Genomic DNA, 23,240 nt, shown 5'->3' with positions numbered 1-23,240 from the left:
GTGTTCTTTTTGTGCGCCATTGCGCGCTAATGCATTGTAAAGTAAAAATAAAAAAACGAATGTGGGAAATTCCGGTGTTTTAAATTCATTGAAAATCCCCTGTAAAGGTTAATTTTGCGGCCATGAGGGGGTATGAAGATACTTATAAACAAAAAGGATTACGCAAACAACTGGTTGATAGTATCCGTCAGAAAGGTATTACAGATGAAAATGTGCTGGCGGCAATCGGTAATATTCCCAGGCACTTTTTCCTGGATACAGCTTTCGAGAGTATAGCCTACGACGACAGGGCCTTTCCTATCGGGGAGGGACAAACGATTTCCCAACCCTATACGGTAGCCTATCAAACCCAGTTGCTGGAAGTAAAGCCTTATGAAAAAGTGTTGGAAATAGGCACCGGTAGCGCCTATCAGGCGTGTGTACTGGCAGAACTGAAAGCCAATGTACTGACCATTGAACGACAGAAACGCCTGTTTGATGAAGTAAAACAGTTCCAGTTTAAAACCAAATACCACAACCTCCGCTTCTTTTACGGAGATGGTTACGAAGGACTGGCATCCTATGCGCCGTTTGATAAAGTGCTGGTAACAGCTGCCGCACCACATATCCCCGAAAAGCTGGTACAACAGCTGAAGATAGGCGGTAAGATGGTGATCCCTGTGGGAGGTAACGAAGTACAGCGTATGCTGCGTATCACCAAAGTAAGTGACACAGAAACTGAACAGGAATTGTTTGATAATTTCTCTTTTGTACCGATGCTGGCAGGGAAGAAATAACTGTTTATAGTCTTCCCCTGTCCTTTAGCCTTTCTTCTTCTTCCGGCTTTTCCTCTTCTTCTTCTACGGGTTTCTTTTTCTTGAACAGATTAGGATCCATCTTGCCAAAACGGTAGCGGACATTGATACGTATAAAACGGGTCACGCGTTTGCGGTCGTAATCCTGGATAAACACGGGCGTTTCGTAATGTGAATGGAACTGTTGTGTATTCAGCAAGTCGGAAACATTTACCGCGATGACCAGTTTTTTCTGCAGCACGTCTTTGCGCAAGCCGAGGTCCATACCATTCATCGCCCGGAATGTACCCTGGGGCTGGATACTGGGGGAGCGGTAATGACCACTGAGTTCTATATGAAACCTGGCAGGTAAACGGAACTGCGTATTGGCATTAAAGCCATAACTGACATTTTCATTGTTGACAGTGGCGCTGGTGAGCTTATTATATCCCAGGTTCACGTTGGCGTTGACTTTCCACCATTTATATATATTCAGGCTGTAGGAAAAGTTAGCCCCCATATTTTGCTGGGTAGCCAGGTTCATGGGCCTGGTGGTAGTAATGCCGGAAATAGTGTCCAGGGTACTGATGCGGTCAATGTTGTCATTGGTTTGAGCATAGTAGGTACTGGTACTCAGGTAATCATTGGATTTCGGATAATATACCGAATAGCTCATTTCAAGTTTATGCGCCAGGGCCGGTTGTAGTTCCGGGTTTCCGATGCGGATGTTCTGCGGATCGGAATTGTTGACATACGGCAGCAACTGATCAAAATTTGGCCGGTCTATCCGTGTGGAGTAGTTAAATACCAGGCTTTGGTTCTGATTGCGCGGCATGTTATATTTCAGGAACACGCTGGGAAACAGGTTAAAGAAGCGGTTATCTACCGTTGTATCCTGTGTGTAGGAATAACCTTTCAGGTGCGCCTGTTCCGCCCGTACGCCCACCTGGTAGCCCAGGTTGCCGATAGCATGGGCGAAGTTGACATAGCCTGCATTAATATCTTCTTCATAATCATACTGGTTGGAGAGCGTCGGACTTATTATATATTCATCCTCCCCGTAGTCAAACAGCAACGCCGTATAGTCGTTAGTGATACTCCTCATTGTACTTTTTATCCCTGCTTCCAGCTTACCCTTTTTACCCAGCGGCGTGGTAAAATCTGATTGCATATTCCAGAAGCTGTTTTTGTTTTTGCTCTTGTTATGCTGCATGTTCGGATCGGGAAGCGTATCCACATTCATTTTGCGGTACTGTGTGTAATAATCGCTGATGCTGTTGTATTTGTTGCCACTATGACTGACATAAGCGGTCAGTTCCTGGTTGGGTTTCTTAAAAAGATGTTTATAGTTAAAGTTGGTGTTGTTATTATTATTGTTATTCCGGCTCGTGTTATCACGGTTGCCATCACGAACAGCTTCCCGATGTTGATCCAGGTAATCCAGGAAGATGTGATTTTCATTTTCATTTTTGTTGTAGTTCAGCCCCTGGGAGATGGTGAACGTATTATGATCATCCAGGAAATAATCAAAACCGAAGCGGGCGCCGTTGTTGGTATTGCGGTTTTTGTTATTGCTTTCCTGGGAGAAGAACGAAGTGCCGCTGCTATCCGGTACCAGGTTCTGACGGAAACTGTAACCGCTGCCACTTACCGCTTCGTAGCGGCTGTTGTAATTTCCGAAGAAATTAAAACGACGCATCCGCAAACTGGCGTTTACACTTCCATTGATTTGTCCCTGGGTAGCGGCGCCGGCGTTGAACATCACGTTGTATCCGATGGCTTTATCTTTTTTCAGTACGATGTTGATAATACCACCACCGCCCTGGGCTTCAAATTTTGCGGATGGATTGTTGATCACTTCCACCCGGTCGATGCTTTCTGCGGGAATCATTTGCAGGGCGGTTTTTGCATCACCGAAAGGAGAGGGTTTGCCGTCTACATAAATGGTTACGCTTTGACCACGCAGGGTGATGTTATCATCGATGTCTACATCCACACTTGGAATATTTTTTAGTATATCCGTTCCCGTGCCTCCTTCCGCATTGATCATGCTGCCGGCATCAAATACCTGCCGGTCTATCTGCATAGAAAAGGAAGGCTTCTCTGCTTTTATTTCTACCGCATTCAATACTTTACCTGCTGTTTGCAAATGCAAGGTTCCTGCGAATGTATTTTTACCTGCTACCACTCTTACGGCTTTTTCCAGTTTTTCGTAGCCCATGAAGGTAACGCGTAGTACATAGATGCCGGGCGCTACATTGCTGAAGCTGAAATTACCGGCAGGCGTTGTGTACATACCTGATACCATAGAGGAATCTGCCTGGCGTAGTAATACGACAGAGGCATATTCCACCCCTTTCATGGAGACAGCATCCGCTACTTTACCCGATACCTTCTGGATAACTGTATTTGTCGTTTGTGCGTTAACGTTATATATAACAACGAACAGGAAGAATAAGAGAGTTGAAAACTTTCGCATGCGTGGCTTTAGCAAATAATAACATCCAATAATAATATCCAATACAATACAGTAAAAGTAAGAGCCAGTATATTAAATGTTGACTAATTATGATGAATGGTACATCAAAAAAGATAGCCGGCAGTGCGCAAGGGCGCGACCTACCGGCTTTTGGTTTGCATTCACCGTCTTTAATATGATTAGAAACTTTGCATCTGGTCGCCCATCTGCATATCGTTACTTTGTGTTTTTTTCTTTTTAAACAGCGACGCATCAAATTTGCCGAAGCGATAGCTGAAATTCAATTTCAGGATACGGGATTCACGCTTCCGGATATAGTCCTGTACAAATTCCGGTGTAGCCTGATTGAGTTCATATTGCCGGGTATTGAAGATGTCCGACAGACTGAGTGTCAGTGCAGCAGCCTTGTCTTTCAGGAAATCTTTTCTTACGGCGAGGTCTACGGTGCTGAATCCTTTGATCGTACCTTGTGAAGATGCAGGGATCATCATAAATCCACCACCACGACCACCACCACCGGAAGGTAATGCAATCGTAGGCGCCTGATAGGTAGCATTTACCTGCACTGTGAAGTTAGCCGGCAGCTTGGCAGAGGAGTTGATCTTCGCCAGCCAGCTGAAGCCGCTGTTATTAAGGTTTTGCCCGTTGGCATTCACCTTCATGTCTGTTTGATACAGGTTCACATTTGATGTTACATCCCAGCCTTTGAGTATTTCGTTCTTCATCGTAATCTCTGCACCATAGGAATTGCTCCTGTTGGCATTGATGAACTGTGTGAGCAGGGTATCACGACCTATGGGCGTACTGATGGTAGAAATCAAGTTGTTGGTGTTACGGAAATAGATACTTCCCAGCACATTACTATTCTTCCAGGTTTTCATGTAGGAAAACTCCAGGCTGTTGGTATATTCCGGTTTTAGGTTAGGATTTCCTTCGCGCTGATTCTGCGGATCGCTGTAATCCCTGTAAGGAATCAGCTGGAAGAAGTTGGGCCTGTTAACACGGCGCGAATAATTCAGTTGCAGTTCCTGTTCTTTTTCCAGTTTCTGTGATAAATAGATGCTGGGAAACAGGCCGGGCACAGCTTTCGTGGGTTTGTAGTGCACGCCTTCATTCTCTCCTGCGTATTCATATTGTTCAATACGTAATCCTGCCTGATAGCCGAAGTTGCCCGCTGTATTAGAGAAGTTTGCATATCCTGCATAGATCTTTTCGTTGTATTTATAGTTATTGGACAACAAGGCATTGGGCACATATTCACCGGTGATGGTGTCTTTATCAAACACATCATACTTACTGGAATAATCGCGTAACGTTACTTTGGCGCCTGCTTCCAGTTTTCCGTTCTTGCCAACGGGATTGGTATAATCCGTTTGCATGGTGAGGAAAGTAGTTTTGCCGGCGGTTGTATTATTCTGGTATAAAGCCTGTCCGAGTGGCTGCCCCAAAGGGTTTTGCGCCTGTGTGATATAATCGCCGTTGCGGCCATTGGAGCTTTGGTTATAGTTAAAGTCAGCAGACCATTCCTGGTTGGGTTTTGCAAAAGTATGCCTGTAACCCAGCGCGGTAGTATAGTTGCGGAAATTGAACTTATTGTTGTTGAGGCGGTCACTGATACCGGTGATATTTTTGTTATTGTCGGAAAAAGTGCTTCTCAGGTCCTCATAGTTTTTAAAGTCGCCGGCAACAATATTTTGCGACAGGGAGATGGTATTGCGGTTGTCCAGCGTATATTCGAGGCCGAAGCGTCCGAACTGGAACAGCGGTTTGCTGGTGCTGTTACTGTTTTGGAAGAGATAGTTGCTATCAGTAACAATTCCTTTGTTGCTGAAGTTGCCACGGGAGGTGGTACCTTCGCCCCAGCTGCGGTTGGCATTGATATTATAGTTGGCAAACACGTTGAATTTACCCTGACGGATATTGATATTACCGCCGCCATTATATTTACCGCCGGTACCAACACCTGCTTGTACAGCGCCATTGAAGCCTGCCTTCCTGTTTTTCTTCAACACTATATTGAGGATACCGGACATTCCTTCTGCATCGTACCGCGCAGAGGGATTGGTAACCAGTTCTATGCTTTCAATCGCGTCAGCGGGAATCTGATCGAGGGTGAGTGTAGAAGGTTTTCCATCTACAAAAATAGTAGGAGCAGCATTACGTACGGTTACATTACCATCCAGGTCTACGTTTACGGAGGGTACATTTTTTAATACATCCGTCGCCGTACCACCTACGCTGGTGAGGCTCCTGTCTACATTAAATACTTTTTTATCGATGCCCATCGTAAACGCACTTTTTTGTGCGGTTACTTCCACACCTTCCAGTGTTTTTATATTCGGCTTCATTTTGATGTTGCCGAGATCCTGTTCTATCGTTTGTGGAGTGATCGTTACTTTTTTCTGCAAGCCGGTATAACCCATAAAATTGATCCGGACAATAAAAGGACCGAAAGGGAGGTTTTCCAGGTTGAAGTCACCGTTTGTTTTGGTGAGCATACCCGTCACTACGGAGGAGTCGCGTTGCCGGAGCAATGCCACGGAAGCATAGGGAATGGGCTTGCCGGTACTGGCTTCCACCAGTTTTCCATATAGCCGTCCGATCTGCATTTCAGCCCTTGCGTTTTGTCCCTGCTTTTGTTGTGTGGCCGGCGCTTTACCTGTGTTCGCATTTTGTGCGTTGGCTTGTGCCTGCCATATTAAGATACCCGCTATTATTGCGTAGCATTTTTTCATCCTGGTGATTTTTTATCCGGACTGCTTGTGAATTCAGGACAAATGTATCGGCAGGGAGAGATGAATGGTTTGATATTGTGATGAGTGGGGGTTTTATCAACAGGAGGTTGCAAAATTGACAGCCAAAAGGTCTTAACAGTAGTTAACAGACCCTTATTATCTTATCATCATGGCCACCAACCCGGTTATCAGTCCGGTGAGGGCGCCCAGTAATTTAAAGCGTGTCAGTTCCCTGTGAAGGAGTTGGTGGGTGAGGTCCTCCATTTTTTCGGCGGAGATACCGGCTATTTTCTGGGACACTATTTTTTCAAAGTCAAGTTCCTGTTCGATATTATCGAGGTATTTATTGATCATTACCGGAAAGAGGGTATCGAGTTCTGCTACGAGGTGTGTTTTGATCTGATTTACGATGCTATCGCCGATGAACATGGAAAGTACCGGCATTGCTTTGGGTAGTTTTTCCCGTAGGAAGATGTCCAGGTGTGCTTCTACCAGTGGAATGATGTTTTTGATCTTCTCCGGATCGGTCAGTTTTGTTTTGATTTCGGCAAAAGAAAAGAGTTGTTGTCCTACCAGAGCGCCCAGTTTATTGGCTAATGCCTGCTGTCTTTTTGGGAAAAGACCATGCAGGGTAATAAAGCCCAGTTTTACAGGATTACGTGGGTAGAACAGCATTTTAACGGCCAGGCTGTTGATCAGCCATCCAATAAGTGCCGCGATAACCGGAAGAAAATAAATCATCTGATGTTTGAATGTTTTGAGATGTTACTAATGTCGGGAAAATGTCTGATTGATTGTATTTCTTTTTGTAAATTGATATCAGAATCTTCTCCTATAACATAGTATCCTTCTTCTATGTCTCAAAATAACGAACAGGTAAGATCCAGTACCAGCACCGGTTATCCGGCAGCCCATCATGTTTCCTTATCCGGTATTTCATTACCGGCTGTGTCCTCTTTTCAACAGGTGGAAGAAGCACCGTCTTATGGAAAATCGCTGATTCAAAGAAAGGAGGATCAAAAGGACTACCTGCAAATGAAACCTTTTGAACCGCAAAAAGGTGCTGTGCAATTATCAACTATGACAGCAGATATTCATCTCCAGGGTAAATCTATGCTGCAAAGACAACCTGTTGAGGAGGAATTATCATTGCCGGAGAAAGCACCCTTTCAGTTAAAAAGAAATGATACGGGTTTACCGGATAACCTGAAATCAGGAATAGAAAGCTTTTCAGGCTATGCGATGGATGATGTAAAAGTGCATTATAATTCGGATAAACCGGCGCAACTTCAGGCGCATGCTTATGCGCAGGGAACAACTATTCACATAGCTTCGGGGCAGGAAAAACATTTGCCGCATGAGGCCTGGCATGTGGTACAGCAAAAGCAGGGCCGTGTAAAACCCACCATGCAAATGAAGGGATGGGGAGTGAATGATGATAGTGCGTTGGAGAAAGAAGCGAGCCTGATGGGGGAAAAGGCCCTGGCAGGGCCGGTTGGGCGGTTTAATCCCGTTGCCCTTTCTGGTAGTGCGCCCGCTGGGAGCAGTGCCCAGTTGCCCGTTCAGAGAGAGGTGATCTTAAAAGACGTAGATAATAACATTTACGAAGACTCAGAAACAAATAAAGAAGTAGGTTATTTGGGTAAAAGTGGCAGGAATGTACATTTTTTTGCAGACTATGATGGCCTGTTAGCTTTTCTTGAAATGCACCAGAATGCAACGGAGGTAGTACCGGGTATTTCTACGGAAATGATAGTGGGTAATATCCGGAGCATCCAGGACTACAATACGAGCTTTGGACAGATATGGCAAATGGATGGAGATGGAAATCTGAAAAAGGTGAAACCTGCATTGCTCTTTCTTCAGCAACGTTTAATTGAAGTGGCGAACCTGGGAGGGCCGAAATATTGGGAAGGGGGAAGCAGTAACAGAAGCCCCAGGGCTGTTGGTAAACTGGCTTTGGAAGAGGGACAGTCGAAAGAAGACCTGCTGAAGAAAGTAGGTGTTGATCCAAAAGATTATGCTAAATATAGTGATGTGAAGGTGCTACATAGGGATGCTGAAAGCCTTGAGCGGATCCGGCAACAGGTATTGCATGATCAGGAAAATGTGGTGACGCTGGATGATGCTGTATATTTTTCTGAACAAAGATTGCGGAGATCAAAGAATGCACGTGTAAGAGCGGCAAGTAAATATCATAAAGATGATTTCGGTGGCAGGGATATGGCATCATTGGAGGAATCATTTAAGAGCTTACCCCAACCGGGTTCAGAGGGATGGGTGAGTAGTTTTGTTACGAAAGGACGAGGAGAAGGACAGGCAAAAGCCATGAATAACTGGAATGCATTAGGTGCAGCAGCTTTTGCCAACCAGTTTTATGGTCAGAAATTTGATTTATCGCAAAACTGGGAATGGCTGCACATCAGGGCGTCGCAGATAGGTGGAAAAACGCAAGGCGGCAATCTCGTAGCGGGGTTATATGCTGTTAATTCCCACATGATACCATATGAAAACCAGATAAAAAAATGGGAGAAAGAGGATGTCGGCAAGCTCCGGGTCCGGTTTTATACGGAAGGAGCATACCTGCGCGTATTTGCAGAGAAGATCATTATTGATATTGCTACCCATGGTGCACATAAATCATTGGGAAATATTCCCGATACAAGTCCTATCAGGGTTAGTTTTTATACCTTAACAGGGAAGGTGGTGGATAAACTGGCCAGCAAGATAGAGACCGTAAAGCTGGAACGTCAGCTTCAGCAAAATATCGGAGGTAGTGCCGTCAATAATGACCGGGCGCTTCTTCCGGCTTACAGGTTATACCAGGAAGATGCACCTGCGCGGTTCCTGGAATCCTTCAGAAATCCGGTATATCAAAACATTGCGTTGACGGTTGTAAATAACTTTGCATCAAATCCTTTTGCATCAAATACACAAGCTGCTTTTCAACAGCTATTACAGTTTTTGCCGCCTACCATAGTAATAAATATCTCCTCGGAGCGGGATGAGGGCGTATTCGCAGGTACCTATAGCGGACAGCAGTCCAACACACCTGTACTACTACCGCTGGGGCCCGTACCACAACCATCTTTATCACTGCCGCCAGGACCTTCATTACCAGGGTCAGACCTGCCGCATTACCGCATAGCTGTAAAGGGTGGCAGAGCAGGCAGACCGGGAGCTATCCCTTTAGCAGGTGAAAAAAGAATTAGGAAAAAATGGAGCCAAAGTAACAAAAGCAGGAAAAACAGGAAAGTGCAAATATCTGTAAGATATGGAGGCCGGGTGATTAAAACCTTCCGTACCGAAGACCAGCCTAAATAAAAAAAAGGCTTCTTTTTACAGAAGCCTTTTTTACTTTTCGGGTGATTGAGGGGTCTCGAACCCCCGACCCTCAGAACCACAATCTGATGCTCTAACCAACTGAGCTACAACCACCGTTTTCGTCCCTTTTTCGAGTGTTATTTCGTTGTTGGGAGTGCAAAGATAACGCAAACCTTTTTTAAATTCCAAATACTTTCAGAAATATTTTTTCAGGGGGTTATATATGAAGAAAAACAACAAGTGAGCCCTCTTTTTTCCACTGTTGTAAAAACAGTTCAACCAGGCTTCCAGGTTTTTGTCCTCTTCGTGAAAAGTGGTATCTTTGCGCACTTCCCATTACAATTCCCATTTTTATAAGTTATTGAATATCAGCATGATGTTATGAATGTGGCATCGGACAAAACCTGGTTTCAGGCTTTCTATGTCCTGCAAAGGGTCATGTGTTGACCCGGATGCAAGAAAAAATGACATTCCCCTTAGAAGTCGTGTTTTTAAAAAGTATTTAACTATTAATTGTATACATATTATGGATCAGCTTAAACTGAAATTACAGGAGTACTATCAGCGTTACCAGCAAATGGACCAACGGGTGAAACCTGGAAAAGAGGAGCCTGGGAGTGAGGATGTGCTGGACCTGGAGAATGATATTCTTACACAGTTTGGATTACCTACATCGCGCCGTTTTGTACAAATTCTGCATGATTTTGTACATCATAGTCATGTGAGTGACCAGCTATTGGATTACGTAAGTAAAAAACTACGGTCGGCCGCGCGTAAATATCTGTTGGCACCTGTTATGTCTGATATAGAGTTACTGGAAAGTGCAAGAGAGCAAAAAAGAAGTCCTTATGATGTGCTCCCGGAACTGGGCTACCCGGCGCAGGAATACGCGTTATTCCTGGTAGGAGAGCTATATTATCGCCGTACCATGGCCGCAACTGATATCCTCGAGGAACTGAAAAAAATGCATCATTTCCACAGTTGGAATGACCTGACGCTGTTGAGTAAAATGAATAATTACTCCACACACGAGTTATACGCCAAACTGAAAAAACATGAACTGCGTTTCATCGATGATTATATTCAGCATACCCGCAGACAGGAAACAGCCAGACTGGTCAACAAACGCGCTACACCTTCCGAAGAAGGCTACAAACCCGATTATAAAACGATCACCAAAGTACAGGTGGAAGACATCATCTTTGATGAACAAACTACACCGAGCCTTTTTGGAAAGATCAAAATCGGAAGAAGTTATACCCGCATTACCATCAGCCTGGAATTTTCTGAACTGAACCAGATCCTGATGAGCAGTGATGAACTGGGTGTGGAAATCAGTAACCATATTAAAAAACGCCTGGCCAATCCCGCAGCGGAAAAGCCTACAGTGATTGATATCCGTGCTGAATTCGGATCGGTATTGAAACTGGATAACTGCTACCTGGAAGTATATAAACCGCAACATCGCGACGGCAACAAGTGGGTAGAAGATAAAGATAACTTCTACTTCGTCGATAAAATTCTCACTAAAAAAGAATTTGAAAAACGTACTAAAGACGCCGAAGTGCAACGCAAAATACAAGAGTGCCTGGAACTGATAGGTGGCTCCTATGTATATTATCAGCGTTTACGCCGGTTAGGTATTACCGACGAGGAAGCCAAGCTGCGTGCAGGTTTGCAGGACGAACTATTATTTAAATTGTCCTTCTTTCTGAATAAAGTAAAGGAGTGATTTACGATTTACGATTTTGGAATTTAGAAATGCAACGGAGATTAAAATTTCAACTTGTATCACATTTGATCTTCGCTGCATTTCTAAATTCCTAAATTCCAAAATCGTAAATCAAAAAATATTCAGTGTAAAATGATGCGCCGAAATATAATAGCCTTGTTGAAAGTATAAGCGGTGTGCAGGTGCCAGACTATGCCCTGAGTCCAGTTGCACTACCTTTAGTCCTTCGTTTGCGGCTAGTTCCCGGATATGATAGAGGAGTAACGATGAATAGCCCTGTTTACGGTACTCCGGTAAGGTGGCGAGGTCGTCTATATAAATAAACTTTCCTGAATGGAGGGTTTGTTTATGCCGATAACCCGCGAAGGCCACCACTTTTGATGGATCATCATCCGCTGTAAGATAAATGATCCGGTAGCCTGTTTGCTGCATTTCCTTTATTTGTACTATCAGCGTTCCTGGCTGGATATGTGGCCGTAATGTGAGGATTACATCCTGGCATGCCAGCAGAGACGCATCATCAGATGCTGTCTGAACAGATCTCATTTTGACTGCATTTTAATAGTGTTCACCTGGAATCCTGTGGGAAGAAATGCCGATGCGGTTCCAGGCATTGATAGCGATAATTGCCATGATCAGTTGCGCCGTACCTTCCTGCCCGAAGTGATGCACGGCCTGTTCATACGTTTCATCTGTAAGCCCTTTCTGACTGATGAGTGTAACCTCTTCTGTCATCGCCAGGATGGTTTTTTCTGCTTCGCTGAACTGAGGCGCCTCCCGCCAAACGCTTAACAGGTACAGCCTTTGCTCTGTTTCTCCCAGTTTACGGGCATCTTTTGTGTGCAAGTCAAGGCAATAACCACATCCATTTATTTGTGATGCTCTTATTTTGATCAGTTCTTTATGCAATGGATCTATGCCCGTTGTAGCGATGTATTTCTCCATTGCCATCATAGCGGTAAAGGCCCCGGGTTGCACTGTTTTCATGAGAAATCGTTCTTTCATTCCTAATTGATTTATGTGTTGAATAATTTACCATGTAAAAGTAATTATTGCGGAAGTAGGCGTACTAGTCCACTTTTAAATTGGTCAATAGTCCAGCTGTTATCCGGTCATAAATTTGGGGCTGTAGCTATCGTAAGTAATACTTATGTTTGAAGAAAAAAAAGATGGAAGAACTAACACTCGGGATCGGATCAAGGGTACAACATGCGCATTTTGGTCCGGGCGTGGTTGTGGGCGTAAAGTATGCGCAATACCGTGTGGCATTTATAGACCATGGTATTAAGATGATTGATAAAACAGATCACCTGTTTGAAGTGCTGGTGGCAGAAAATGAAACGCCGGAAGTAGAAACAACATCAGATGTGGAAACGTCTTTGTTGAAAATACTGCGCCTGTGGGGCGGTATTACAGAGGTAGTGCCGCTGGGCGACCGCTGGAGAAACGGTACGCTTGTATTACAACCCGGCGACACTACGTTGAAAGCAAAGGAGTTGCCTATTGAAACCTTCTTTCATAAAATTGTGATGCTGCGTGACCGGCTGCGTGTACTGGAACAGAACATCAACAGCCACAAAGTGCTGACAGATGAAGAGAAGATCAATATGCAGCAATACATCACCCGTATCTATGGTTCCCTCACCACTTTCAATGTATTGTTCAGAGACAAGGAACACTGGTTTACCGGTGATAAAAGCGGCAACGATTAGTTCGGATCTACCTGATAAATCTGTTGCAATAACCAGCGGTAAGGCGCCGGCATATGATGTATGAAGATGTGATTGCCGTCTGTTTTAAATTTTTCATCATAGCCCGCTACGGGGTACAAGATAACTGGTGAACCTGCGGGGGTATAATTGTGGCTGTTTACAAAAACGGGCATCTCATACTCCGGCAGGACCTTTTTTACGCGGGTATACACCATTTTGCCCAGCACACGCTGCATGCGGCGACTGGCCCTTTTAGAGGGGCGGTCCAATCTTCCGTAGGCGTATCCCAATGCTATATGTACGGGGAATTTCTGTTTTTTTATGGCGCCTTTAATATTTGTGAAAGGATTTGCGGTGTTGAAGTCTTTTGTTGTTTGCAGGGAGAAGGGCACTTCCGGTACCCAGTCGCGCGCATTTACCACCCGCAGCCCCCAGCCATCGCGGGTTATAAAGTCAAAGTCGTATGCGTAGAAGAGATTGCCCGGTTTAGGTGCTGCACTGCAATAGGTTTTAAATACAATATCTTTTGGCAGGTCATCCAGGTATTGAAAGTAGGAGCGTGCGAGGAAGGCAATAGCGCCACCCTGACTATGGCCGGCAATCACAAATTCGTGTATCCCTTGCCGGTAGCAGTCCTTTATCTTGTTGACCATTTCCGGCGCCATGGCTGCCAGCCCCAGCATCCAGCCTGCGTGTACATATGCTTTGCTGTCTGCTGCCACTTTATAAGGGAAGTTAGTACTGTCGTCCAGTTTTAATGTGCCTTGTGCACTGATCATGCCTGCGTAGAAGTTTTCCATCCAGGAAGTTGTCGTGTTATCAGTACCCCTTATCACGATAAAGCCTATACGTTCTTTTTTATTCAGCCAGAGATCCCAGCGGTTAGCAAGTCCTGCTTCTGCGGAACGGTATGTCAGTTCGCAGTCCCGGGGTGCGGTGGAGGTAACTTTTGTCCAGGGAGTATCGCCCAGGCGATCTATCATTTTCAGTAGCTCTCCATATTCTGCTGCGTGGAAGTAAGGAGTCAGATGTTGTGCGAAGATTTTATCTCCCAAAAAAAATAAAAACAGGAAACTGAGCAGTGAAATTCGGAACATCATAAATAAATGGCGAGATTGCGGGTTGGTAATGATCGTATGATCGATTTGTTTTAAATGAAATTACAAAAATTATTCTGATGGCCGTATTTAAACCATTTAACTTTTGGCCCTAAATTTTATGTTATGTCGAAAAGGATAGAGTCTGATTTCCTGGGTGAGAAGGAACTACCGCAGGATGTTTACTATGGCATTCAAACACTGCGTGCACTGGAAAATTTTCATATTACCGGTATTCCGCTGATGGTAGAACCTATATTTGTGAAAAGCCTCGGCTATGTGAAGAAAGCCGCTGCTATGGCTAACCGCGATCTGGGGGTGCTGGATAAAAATATAGCCGGATTTATTATCAGGGCGTGTGATCGTGTTATCAACGGAGAGTTTGATAACCAATTTCTGAGCGATCTTATTCAGGGGGGCGCTGGTACTTCGGTGAATATGAATGCCAATGAAGTTATTGCGAATGTTGCACTGGAAATGATGGGAAAGGAAAAGGGAGATTATGATTACTGTCATCCAAATAATCATGTGAACTGTTCACAGTCTACAAACGATGCTTATCCTACTGCCTTCAGAATCGCTCTTATCCTTAAGTTGAATGTTTACAAAGATGTGCTGGGCGACCTGTCGCTTGCGTTTAATACCAAGGGAGAAGAGTTCAAGGATGTACTTAAAATGGGTCGTACCCAATTACAGGACGCTGTGCCTATGAGCCTGGGCGATGAGTTTCATGCATTTGCTATTAATCTGCATGAAGAGTTATCGAGGGTAGAAGACAGTAAGCGCCTGATATCCGAAATAAATATGGGCGCTACAGCTATTGGTACGCGCGTAAATGCACCGCATGGATATGCCGAACTGGTTACGGAATACCTGCGGGAAGTGACCGGACTGGATCTTGTGCTGGCCGAAAACCTGATCGAAGCCACCAATGATGCCGGCGCGTATGTGCAATTATCCGGTGTGTTGAAACGTACAGCCGTTAAGGTTTCTAAAATATGTAATGATTTAAGACTCTTGTCTTCCGGTCCACGGACAGGGCTACACGAAATTAATCTGCCGGCTATGCAACCCGGATCTTCTATCATGCCTGGTAAAGTAAACCCGGTAATTCCGGAAGTGGTTAATCAGACCGCCTATTATGTGATTGGCGCCGATCTTACGGTTACCATGGCTGCGGAAGCAGGACAGTTACAGCTGAATGTAATGGAACCGGTGATCTCTTTTGCACTCTTCACAGCGATTACTTATATGACGAATGCCTGTCGTACACTGAAAGAAAAATGTATCCTGGGCATCACTGCCAATGCAGAACATACCAAACAGATGGTGATGAACAGTATTGGTATTGTTACACAACTGAATCCCATCCTGGGTTACGAAAAATGTGCGCTTATAGCACGGGAAGCACTGGAGTCAGGTAAATCAGTACACGAGCTGGTGGTAAAAGAAAAGCAACTTATTACCCAGCAGAAATGGGATGAGATCTATACGTTTGAAAATATGATCAGACCACAGTTTATTCAATAGTAGCTATATAGTATAATTTCTGATGATATTGAGTATCTTCAGCCATACATATTTTCAATATGATCTGGTTGGAGTTTGCAATTTTATTGGCAGCTATTCTTGTGGGAGCCCGCATGAAAGGCATTGGACTTGGTGTAATGGGGATGGTGGCGCTGGCGGTCTATATCTTTGTTTTCAGGATGCGGCCGGCTGATCCGCCGATTGATGTGATGCTTATTATCCTGGCGGTGGTAACTACCGCTGCTACGCTGCAGGCCGCAGGAGGTATGGACTACCTCGTGCGGCTGGCAGAAAAGATTCTGCGCAGTAAACCTTCCCTGATTGTATTACTCGGTCCACTGGTAACGTATTGCTTTACCCTGTTTGCCGGTACTTCCCATATTACTTATTCCTTACTTCCCGTTATATCGGAAGTAGCCACCAAAAAGCGTATCCGCCCTGAAAGGGCGCTGAGCATTTCAGTGATCTCTGCACATCTGGCTATTACAGCCAGTCCCGTTTCTGCTGCTACGGCGGCTTTGATCACAATTCTGAACGGACAGGCAGATCTGCTGTATATCCTGAAAATATGTATACCGGCCACAATCATCGGTACGCTGGCAGGTGTGGCGGTGTGCTGGAAAAAAGGGAAGGAGCTGGACAAAGATCCGGTATTCCTGGAACGCATGAAAGATCCTGTCTTTGCCGCCGACATCAATACTGACATCCGGCAAAGCGATGGGCCTTTGAAGCCAGGGGCTAAATTATCTGTACTGATCTTTGCTACGGTAGTGCTGCTGATTGTGCTGGTGGGTGCATACCCCAATCTGCTGCCTTCTTTCGAAGCAGGTAAAAGCAACCTGGCAATAGATCTGAAAGGTCATGTAAAAATGGCCACCGTAATAGAGCTGTTGATGTTATCGGCAGCAGCAGCTATCATATTGTTTTGCAAAACCACGGCAGCGGAAGTGGCCAAAGCGCCGTTGTTTACTTCCGGCTCGCAGGCGGTAATAGCTGTTTTCGGTGTGGTGTGGATGAGTGCTACGTTTATGCAAACCAATACCCTTGTTATAGAGCATACGCTGGGTGATATCGTGCGGGCAGCCCCCTGGACTTTTGCCATCGCCTTATTTGTGTTGGGAATCTTACTCTTCAGCCAGGCGGCTACCACCAAGGCGTTGATGCCGCTGGGGGTAGCCCTGGGCATTCTTCCGCCGCATCTGGTGGCGATGTTTCCGGCGGTAAATGGTGACTTTGTTTTACCCGGGTATCCTACGCTGCTGGCGGCAGTCAATTTTGACCGCACGGGCAGTACTCATTTCGGGAAGTACCTGCTGAACCATAGCTTTATGATACCCGGGCTTGTTAGTGTAGCCGTTTCCGTAATAGCGGGTTTCTTTTTATCAGGGATATTAGGATGACGGGTTCGTCTCCTAATATTCCTGCTCCAGTCTTCCTACGGTGCCTTCATCCGTAATACCTTCCACGACTAAACGAAAACGTTTGGAGAAATCGTTGTTATAGAATTCTACTTTAGCCGTATGTGTCAGCGTATCGATGGCTACATTCGGGTTCCAGTAAAGGGTGAGGCGTCTGTCTGGTAATGCGTGTACTTCTTTTTTAACGCTGTAATCCGGTGTATAGAATTGTTTCACTACGGAATACCCTGCTTTCTTGTACAACTGGAATCCTTTGATACTTGGATCAGGTGTAGCAGCATTGTCGCCGCCTTTTTTGGTGTATACCGCAATGGCGCCGTTAGCACCGCCGAAGCCACCCATAAACGGAGGACGGAACACTTTAATGAGTGCAATGTCATTGATGGAAAGGGTGCTGAGCATACTTACATCCGACTGCATTTCGTTGAGGTACAAACCAGGTTTGCCACCGCGCCATGACAGGGATGGATTGCTCATATCACCGGTGATATTCAGTCCTGCCACTTTGGATTGGAGGTACTGGAAGATATTGTAAGAAGTAGGTGTTTCCTTGGTGAGGTCAAATGTATAACCATCGCCGCCGGAGAACATACCGGATGCATATCTTTGTTCTGTTGTTTCTACCGGTTTAATTTTTTTCGCATTCACATTTACTTCCTGGAGATATACCGTTTTGTTGTTGATAGCGCGGTTTACCTTATTGCTTTCTGATGCACCGGCCAGGAAGAGTTTCAGTGCGGTATTATCTACTGCCGGCGGTACGCGCAGGGGATAAGGTATTTTTACCTGCGTAGCGCGGTCGAAGAAATGGCTATCGAACTTTACGCTCACATCCACTCCTTTTTTCACGAGATCATTGCCCTGGTAGTAGATATACGCTGTATCCGGGAACACCATATTGGCCATACTGAATTCACCCTTTTCATTGATCGGGGCAGAAGCAAACATGGAAGAGCTGTCCAACGGCAGTTTGATGATCATGTCCAGCTTACCGTTTACCAGCGGCCGGCCGGTGGGCAGAGTAGCGATGCCTTTCATGAGCAGACCCTGTTCGTAGGGGAATTTGATTTCCGGAAATTCATTGCTGGCAATTTTTTCCCAGCTGAAACGCCGCCATCCGTTGGTCATCATCACGAGGTCCAGCGCCTGGAGGGTAGCAGGATCTTCATCCCGGAAATACCAGTTAGGATTGTATACATATCCTTTGATATCGGAAGTCAGCAGGAAAGTGGATACGATGCTGGCGGCATTTTTATCTGCCGGTACGGCATCAGCATCTGTAATGGACACGGAAATACTGGATTGCAGGGTATCGGGCAACCGCAGTTCAAAGGTGCTTTTTGCCCTTGGCTCTCTATGAACGTCGGATTCCAGGACATCCAGCGGCATCAGGTCATTTTTGCGTATGAAGGCGAGTCTTTCTGCCAGTGGCAGTCCGTTTTTACCAAACAGGGTTACCTGGAGGATACCGGAGGGAAGCCTGTCTGCCGGAATAAAGCCGCTGATACGGCCTTCACTTACATCCAGCGATGCTTTGTATACCATCTGCTGGCCCATCTGTGCGATCACCACCAATTCATTCAGGGAAGTATCATTGTCGCTGCCCGGCACTGCCTGATAGAAAATGCGGGCGCCTTTGTTGTATACTTTAAGAGACGCACCTGTTGATTGTGCAGCAGGGAGCGTGATTGTTTTGCTTTGTCCTTTGGCGCTTTTTACCACTGCCTGGAAAGCATCCTGGGTGGAGCCGGGTGTTACTTCAAAGGTGCCCATTCCGTCGTGCAGGGTTTTAATGGCTACAGCTGCGCCTTTGCCGCCTTTTACGGAGCCGGTCACTTCAATAGGGTATCCATTGTTATCGATGGCCTTAAAGGCAACGAGATTGGCCTGCCCGGTGATGAAGTTACCACCTTCGGGGAAGAACTGTACGGAGAAATCCTGGGCAGTTGTATCACTTGCGGGCTGCGTTTTCTTGGCCGGGTCAAATATTTCTATTGTTCTGGAGTAGGTAAAAGCCGGGTCAAAGTTGAGCATCCACGAGGTATAAGCGCGGAGCTGGTAGATGCCGGCCTTTTGGGTTTCGGGGAGATCAAAATTACCCGGAGCACCCGCATTACCAATAGCGAATAACTTCTTCTGTACAATATTATTGTTCTTATCAAGCAGTTCTACATACAGGTTGGTAGCCTGTACAGCGGGGAGTCCCTGTAAGGTTACATAGCCTTTGAACCAGATGGTTTCGCCGGCGGCATAATAATCTTTATCCAGGTGGAGATAGACTTTTTCCTGTGGGTAACGGGTATTGAACTGTTGTAACGCCTGTACAAGACGGTCAGACCAATCGGTGGGTGGCGGCAGGATAGCCAGTGCACTCATTACGCCGGTCAGCAGGGTAACAGGAATCATCCATTTAAGATGCCGTCTCATTTTCTTCTTATTGTGCAATTGCATGAAATCTATTTTGAGCCGATATAATATTATAACAAAAATATAAACTTCGGAAGATTAAACGATAAGATTACGGCAGGTTTGTTATTATTGCGTGTTCAAGCAAAGGTTTTAACAAGATTTTAATGAGTTCGATCCAGAAAAAGTTAGTGGTGGCCGGCGGTGGTGCTGCCGGTTTCTTTTGCGCGGTGAATGCGGCGCGCTTATGTCCGCAGCTGGAAGTAGTGCTGCTGGAAAAGACGGGCAAGCTGTTATCCAAAGTGAAAGTGAGTGGTGGCGGGCGTTGTAATGTTACCCATCATGCGCCGGATATTCCGTATATGGCTAAACGTTATCCCCGCGGACATAATTTTGTAAAGAAGACTTTCTCCCGTTTTTTTGTAACAGATACCATTGCCTGGTTTGCAGACAGGGGCGTGAAACTGAAGACAGAAGAGGATGGACGCATGTTTCCGGTAACGGACAACTCACAAACGATCATCGATTGCCTGCTGCGGGAAGCCGATAAATACCGGGTGACCGTAGAAACCAATAAAGAAGTTACAGCACTGGAAAAGACAGACAGTGGCCGCTGGCAACTGCAATTGCAGGATGGCCGCCACCTGCTGGCCGATTACGTTTGCATCGCTGCAGGCGGTTATGCCCAGGCCGGCAAGTTTAGCTGGCTGGAACAAACAGGACATACTATTGTGCCTCCGGCGCCTTCTCTCTTTACTTTTAACATGCCCGGCAACCCCATTACCAGTTTGATGGGTGTAGCCACCGATGCACAGGTGAAGGTAGCCGGCACCAAACTACAGGAAAAAGGTCCGCTGCTGATCACACACTGGGGCATGAGCGGCCCGGCCATCCTGCGTTTATCAGCCTGGGGCGCCAGGGAACTACAGGCTATCCAGTATAATTTTACAGCTATTATCAACTGGTTGCCTGCCTATAATGAGCATTCCCTCCGGGAAGACTGGCAGACGCTGCGCTTTGAGCTGGGCAAACAGAAAATATATAATAAGAATCCTTTTAACCTGCCACAGCGACTATGGCATTTCCTGTTACAACAGGCAGGCATACACGAAGATATCCGTTGGGCAGACCTTCCTGCCAAAGACCAGAACCGTTTGCTGAAACTATTGGTAAATATGGAATTCCCCGTGAAAGGGAAAACAACCTTTAAAGAGGAATTTGTTACCTGTGGCGGTATTACTTTGGGTGAAATAGATCCATCTACGATGGAAAGCCGGTTAGTACCCGATCTGTTCTTTGCCGGCGAAGTAATGGATGTAGACGGTATCACGGGCGGTTTTAACTTCCAGCATGCCTGGACCAGCGGGTTTGTGGCGGCAACGGCAATAGCAGGGAAAATTTAGGGATTTTTTGATTTACGAATTTAGGAATTTGAAATGCAGCGAAGATATATTGGTAACCGGGGATAAACCCCGGGATATATGATAATCTTCGCTGCATTTCAAATTCCTAAATTCGTAAATCAAAAAATCCCTAAATTTTTATTATTTGGCATGCGCCGGCATCTCTACTGTTACGCCGAGGCCCTGTGCTATAGCCATTCCCCACTGGATGTCAGCACGGAAGAAATGACATAGCTGCCTGTTGATGATTTCATCTTTTTTAGGACCATCGATACCTTTCATACTGGTTACCACATTATGAATGGTGTTTTGTTTTTCTTCTGCGGTCATGAGACGGAACAGGTTGCCGGGTTGTGTGTAGTGATCATCTTCACCGGGACCGTTACGGTCGTACCAGTCGGCAAACAAGGCGTCTACATCCTGGCCGGGTTCTTTGTAAGCAGGATCGGCTACAATGTTATCGAAGCTGTTGGGGAAGTAGTTAGGATTACTTTCACCGTTACCATCTACACGCATCGCGCCATCTCTTTCATAATTATTTACGGCATAAGGGCACCTGTTTACCGGGATCTGCTCATAGTTTACACCCAGGCGGTAGCGATGTGCATCGGGGTAGGAGAGCAGGCGGCCTTGCAGCATTTTATCAGGAGAGTAGCCAATACCATCCACTACGTGTGCAGGTGCAAATGCAGCCTGTTCTACGTCTGCGAAGTAGTTACGGGGGATTTCGTTTAGTTCCATCACGCCTACATCTATCAATGGATAATCAGCATGTGGCCATACTTTGGTAAGGTCGAACGGATTCCAGCGATATGTTTTCGCTTCTGCTTCCGGCATCACCTGGATTTTCAGGTCCCAGCGGGGGAAGTCTTTACGGTCAATGGCTTCCACGAGGTCGCGTTGTGCGTGGTCAGGATCTTTTCCTCTCATTTCCCCGGCTTCAGCATCGGTGAAGTTTTTGATGCCTTGTTGGGTGAGGAAATGGAATTTCACATAGAACCTTTCGTTTTTTGCGTTGAGGAAAGAGAAGGTATGGCTGCCAAAACCATGCATGTGACGGTGACTGAAAGGTGTACCGCGGTCGCTCATGAGGGTGGCTATCTGGTGCAGACTTTCGGGGTTCAGGCTCCAGAAGTCCCACATCATGGTCGCACTTTTGCAGTTGGTGCGGGGATCTCTCTTTTGTGTGTGGATAAAGTCACTGAACTTTTTAGGATCTTTTATGAAGAATACCGGTGTGTTGTTGCCAACCAGGTCCCAGTTACCTTCTTCCGTATAAAATTTCAGGGCAAATCCGCGTGGATCACGTTCGGAATCAGCAGATCCTTTTTCACCGCCTACGGTGGAGAAGCGGGCCAGCATGCGGGTTTGTTTGCCTATTTTATTGAAGATTTTTGCTTTGGTGTAAGCCGTAATATCGTGGGTTACTGTGAAGGTGCCATATGCTCCTGAACCTTTTGCGTGCACTACTCTTTCTGGTATCCGCTCTCTGTTGAAATGGGCCATTTTTTCGTGTAAAATGAAGTCCTGCAACAGGATCGGGCCACGTGGACCGGCAGTCATGGAGTTTTCGTGTTCAAAGTAGGGGATGCCGGCAGCAGTGGTGAGTTTCTTTTTTTCTTCAGCCATAATATTCTTTTTAGTAGTGATGAAATAGCGTGACCAGGAATTAAACAATTGAAAAAAGAGAATGTTGCCAGTCTTTTACCGGGGAGATAATTTTCCAATCGAATATAACAAATGTAGGGGAGTTAATCAATAGACGGAAATTATAATTCCTATTTCTATATAGATAGGATCTATTCTGTTGATTTACGATTTTGGAATTTTGGAATTTAGAAATGCAGTGAAGACATAAGCGAAGATATATTGGTAGAAAAAATGGCCCGGGGCTAAAGCCACCGGGCTACCAATATATCTTCGCTTATGTCTTCACTGCATTACAAATCCCTAAATCCGTAAATCCCTAAATCCGTAAATGCTTAATCCAGTTTAAGGTAGTGCACACCGGGGTCGTACTCTTTTTCCAGTGCCAGCAGCAGGTTTTCGAAAGCCTTTGGTTGCCGGAGGAAATCTGTTTTGGTGGTATCTACTACCAGGGTACGTACGGGGTGTTGTTTGATGTATTGCATGTACATATCGTGTACACTGAGGAGGTATTCATCGGGGATTTGCTGTTCGTAGGAGCGGTTGCGGTTCCTGATATTCTCCTGTAGTTTATCGACAGGCGCATTCAGGAATATCAGCAGCTCAGGTTGCACCAGCTGCGGATTGATGATATCAAAGAGTTTCTGGTAGAGCGAATATTCTTCTTCCGGGAGATTTATTTTAGCGAATAACAGGCTTTTGATAAAGAGATAGTCGGAGATGACTACATCGCTGAAAAGATCCTGTGTCTGCAACATTTCTTTGAGTTGTTTATAGCGTTCGGCCATAAAGAACAGTTCCAGGGGGAAAGCATACTGTTGCGGACGATCATAGAAGAGCGGCAGGAACGGGTTGTCTGCAAATTCTTCCAGGATCAGTTTAGCAGCAAAGTGTTGGGACAGCATATTCGCCAGCGTGGTTTTGCCGGCACCGATATTGCCCTCTATCGTGATGAATTTATAGCGCATGTAATATTTTTAAGAT

16 protein-coding genes and 1 tRNA gene are annotated in these 23,240 nt (G+C 45.6%); 7 read left to right on the top strand and 10 right to left on the bottom strand.

Features of this window, described 5'->3' with window-relative positions; genetic code table 11:
* Window positions 1-122 precede the first annotated feature (122 nt).
* Window positions 123-776: a protein-L-isoaspartate(D-aspartate) O-methyltransferase gene (locus ABQ275_RS16140; protein WP_349314182.1), complete on the top strand. Its 654-nt coding sequence runs from the start codon at window positions 123-125 to the stop codon at window positions 774-776.
* 4 nt (window positions 777-780) lie between these two features.
* Here ABQ275_RS16140 and ABQ275_RS16135 read toward each other — a convergent pair whose 3' ends face one another.
* The 3 genes from ABQ275_RS16135 to ABQ275_RS16125 all read right to left on the bottom strand — a co-directional run bounded on the left by ABQ275_RS16135 (window position 781) and on the right by ABQ275_RS16125 (window position 6,728).
* Window positions 781-3,252: a TonB-dependent receptor gene (locus tag ABQ275_RS16135; RefSeq protein WP_349314181.1), complete on the bottom strand. Its 2,472-nt coding sequence runs from the start codon at window positions 3,250-3,252 to the stop codon at window positions 781-783.
* A gap of 179 nt (window positions 3,253-3,431) precedes the next feature.
* Entirely contained in the window at window positions 3,432-5,987 is a 2,556-nt protein-coding gene (locus ABQ275_RS16130) for a TonB-dependent receptor domain-containing protein (RefSeq protein ID WP_349314180.1), read from the bottom strand.
* 156 nt (window positions 5,988-6,143) lie between these two features.
* Window positions 6,144-6,728: a DUF445 family protein gene (locus tag ABQ275_RS16125; protein WP_349314179.1), complete on the bottom strand. Its 585-nt coding sequence runs from the start codon at window positions 6,726-6,728 to the stop codon at window positions 6,144-6,146.
* 114 nt (window positions 6,729-6,842) lie between these two features.
* On the opposite strand from ABQ275_RS16125, the gene ABQ275_RS16120 reads away from it, so the two are divergent.
* On the top strand, window positions 6,843-9,311 hold the full coding sequence (locus tag ABQ275_RS16120; RefSeq protein ID WP_349314178.1) for a DUF4157 domain-containing protein: 2,469 nt from the start codon (window positions 6,843-6,845) through the stop codon (window positions 9,309-9,311).
* A gap of 40 nt (window positions 9,312-9,351) precedes the next feature.
* Here the strand turns inward: ABQ275_RS16120 and ABQ275_RS16115 are convergent.
* Window positions 9,352-9,425: transfer RNA gene (locus tag ABQ275_RS16115), tRNA-His, on the bottom strand.
* A gap of 412 nt (window positions 9,426-9,837) precedes the next feature.
* Here ABQ275_RS16115 and ABQ275_RS16110 point away from each other — a divergent pair.
* Window positions 9,838-11,043 (top strand): hypothetical protein, encoded by a 1,206-nt coding sequence (locus ABQ275_RS16110; protein WP_349314177.1) that lies wholly within the window; start codon window positions 9,838-9,840, stop codon window positions 11,041-11,043.
* A gap of 111 nt (window positions 11,044-11,154) precedes the next feature.
* Here the strand turns inward: ABQ275_RS16110 and ABQ275_RS16105 are convergent, their stop codons facing one another.
* Together ABQ275_RS16105 and ABQ275_RS16100 are read right to left on the bottom strand one after the other, a co-directional pair.
* The gene (locus tag ABQ275_RS16105; RefSeq protein ID WP_349314176.1) at window positions 11,155-11,589 is read right to left on the bottom strand and encodes a GNAT family N-acetyltransferase; all 435 of its coding nucleotides are present in this window, start codon (window positions 11,587-11,589) and stop codon (window positions 11,155-11,157) included.
* A 12-nt stretch (window positions 11,590-11,601) separates the two neighbouring features.
* Window positions 11,602-12,048: a carboxymuconolactone decarboxylase family protein gene (locus ABQ275_RS16100; protein WP_349314175.1), complete on the bottom strand. Its 447-nt coding sequence runs from the start codon at window positions 12,046-12,048 to the stop codon at window positions 11,602-11,604.
* Between the two features lie 149 nt (window positions 12,049-12,197).
* On the opposite strand from ABQ275_RS16100, the gene ABQ275_RS16095 reads away from it, so the two are divergent.
* Window positions 12,198-12,755: a hypothetical protein gene (locus ABQ275_RS16095; protein WP_349314174.1), complete on the top strand. Its 558-nt coding sequence runs from the start codon at window positions 12,198-12,200 to the stop codon at window positions 12,753-12,755.
* On the opposite strand, the gene ABQ275_RS16090 is transcribed toward ABQ275_RS16095, so the two are convergent.
* Window positions 12,752-13,855 (bottom strand): lipase family protein, encoded by a 1,104-nt coding sequence (locus ABQ275_RS16090; RefSeq protein WP_349314173.1) that lies wholly within the window; start codon window positions 13,853-13,855, stop codon window positions 12,752-12,754. The two genes, ABQ275_RS16095 and ABQ275_RS16090, sit on opposite strands and share 4 nt — an antisense overlap.
* Window positions 13,856-13,978: 123 nt before the next feature.
* On the opposite strand from ABQ275_RS16090, the gene aspA reads away from it, so the two are divergent.
* Together aspA and ABQ275_RS16080 are read left to right on the top strand one after the other, a co-directional pair.
* The gene (aspA, locus tag ABQ275_RS16085; RefSeq protein WP_349314172.1) at window positions 13,979-15,382 is read left to right on the top strand and encodes an aspartate ammonia-lyase; all 1,404 of its coding nucleotides are present in this window, start codon (window positions 13,979-13,981) and stop codon (window positions 15,380-15,382) included.
* 59 nt (window positions 15,383-15,441) lie between these two features.
* Complete coding sequence (locus tag ABQ275_RS16080; protein WP_349314171.1) at window positions 15,442-16,782, top strand: anaerobic C4-dicarboxylate transporter; 1,341 nt, start codon at window positions 15,442-15,444, stop codon at window positions 16,780-16,782.
* A 12-nt stretch (window positions 16,783-16,794) separates the two neighbouring features.
* On the opposite strand, the gene ABQ275_RS16075 is transcribed toward ABQ275_RS16080, so the two are convergent.
* Entirely contained in the window at window positions 16,795-19,251 is a 2,457-nt protein-coding gene (locus tag ABQ275_RS16075) for an MG2 domain-containing protein (RefSeq protein ID WP_349314170.1), read from the bottom strand.
* A gap of 122 nt (window positions 19,252-19,373) precedes the next feature.
* Between ABQ275_RS16075 and ABQ275_RS16070 the strand changes: the two genes are divergently transcribed.
* Entirely contained in the window at window positions 19,374-20,609 is a 1,236-nt protein-coding gene (locus ABQ275_RS16070) for an NAD(P)/FAD-dependent oxidoreductase (RefSeq protein WP_349314169.1), read from the top strand.
* A gap of 141 nt (window positions 20,610-20,750) precedes the next feature.
* Here the strand turns inward: ABQ275_RS16070 and ABQ275_RS16065 are convergent, their stop codons facing one another.
* Both ABQ275_RS16065 and ABQ275_RS16060 read right to left on the bottom strand, forming a co-directional pair.
* Complete coding sequence (locus tag ABQ275_RS16065; RefSeq protein WP_349314168.1) at window positions 20,751-22,238, bottom strand: catalase; 1,488 nt, start codon at window positions 22,236-22,238, stop codon at window positions 20,751-20,753.
* Between the two features lie 353 nt (window positions 22,239-22,591).
* Window positions 22,592-23,224 carry a deoxynucleoside kinase gene (locus ABQ275_RS16060; protein ID WP_349314167.1) on the bottom strand — a complete coding sequence of 211 codons (633 nt, stop codon included), beginning with the start codon at window positions 23,222-23,224 and terminating at the stop codon, window positions 22,592-22,594.
* Between the last annotated feature and the right edge of the window lie 16 nt (window positions 23,225-23,240).

The sequence above is a fragment of the Chitinophaga sp. MM2321 genome (genome assembly GCF_964033635.1).
In the GTDB taxonomy this organism is placed as follows: Bacteria; Bacteroidota; Bacteroidia; order Chitinophagales; family Chitinophagaceae; genus Chitinophaga.
Note: the sequence above shows the minus strand (reverse complement) of the source record. Positions and strands in the feature narration are given on the sequence as shown.

What these genes read in the sequence shown, in the direction of transcription:
- ABQ275_RS16075 (WP_349314170.1), bottom strand. Translation starts at nt 19,251, where the DNA reads ATGCAATTGCACAATAAGAAGAAAATGAGACGGCATCTTAAATGGATG.
- ABQ275_RS16120 (WP_349314178.1), top strand. Translation starts at nt 6,843, where the DNA reads ATGTCTCAAAATAACGAACAGGTAAGATCCAGTACCAGCACCGGTTAT.
- ABQ275_RS16100 (WP_349314175.1), bottom strand. Translation starts at nt 12,048, where the DNA reads ATGAAAGAACGATTTCTCATGAAAACAGTGCAACCCGGGGCCTTTACC.
- ABQ275_RS16130 (WP_349314180.1), bottom strand. Translation starts at nt 5,987, where the DNA reads ATGAAAAAATGCTACGCAATAATAGCGGGTATCTTAATATGGCAGGCA.
- ABQ275_RS16110 (WP_349314177.1), top strand. Translation starts at nt 9,838, where the DNA reads ATGGATCAGCTTAAACTGAAATTACAGGAGTACTATCAGCGTTACCAG.
- ABQ275_RS16065 (WP_349314168.1), bottom strand. Translation starts at nt 22,238, where the DNA reads ATGGCTGAAGAAAAAAAGAAACTCACCACTGCTGCCGGCATCCCCTAC.
- ABQ275_RS16090 (WP_349314173.1), bottom strand. Translation starts at nt 13,855, where the DNA reads ATGATGTTCCGAATTTCACTGCTCAGTTTCCTGTTTTTATTTTTTTTG.
- ABQ275_RS16125 (WP_349314179.1), bottom strand. Translation starts at nt 6,728, where the DNA reads ATGATTTATTTTCTTCCGGTTATCGCGGCACTTATTGGATGGCTGATC.
- ABQ275_RS16140 (WP_349314182.1), top strand. Translation starts at nt 123, where the DNA reads ATGAGGGGGTATGAAGATACTTATAAACAAAAAGGATTACGCAAACAA.
- aspA (WP_349314172.1), top strand. Translation starts at nt 13,979, where the DNA reads ATGTCGAAAAGGATAGAGTCTGATTTCCTGGGTGAGAAGGAACTACCG.
- ABQ275_RS16105 (WP_349314176.1), bottom strand. Translation starts at nt 11,589, where the DNA reads ATGAGATCTGTTCAGACAGCATCTGATGATGCGTCTCTGCTGGCATGC.
- ABQ275_RS16135 (WP_349314181.1), bottom strand. Translation starts at nt 3,252, where the DNA reads ATGCGAAAGTTTTCAACTCTCTTATTCTTCCTGTTCGTTGTTATATAT.
- ABQ275_RS16070 (WP_349314169.1), top strand. Translation starts at nt 19,374, where the DNA reads ATGAGTTCGATCCAGAAAAAGTTAGTGGTGGCCGGCGGTGGTGCTGCC.
- ABQ275_RS16060 (WP_349314167.1), bottom strand. Translation starts at nt 23,224, where the DNA reads ATGCGCTATAAATTCATCACGATAGAGGGCAATATCGGTGCCGGCAAA.
- ABQ275_RS16080 (WP_349314171.1), top strand. Translation starts at nt 15,442, where the DNA reads ATGATCTGGTTGGAGTTTGCAATTTTATTGGCAGCTATTCTTGTGGGA.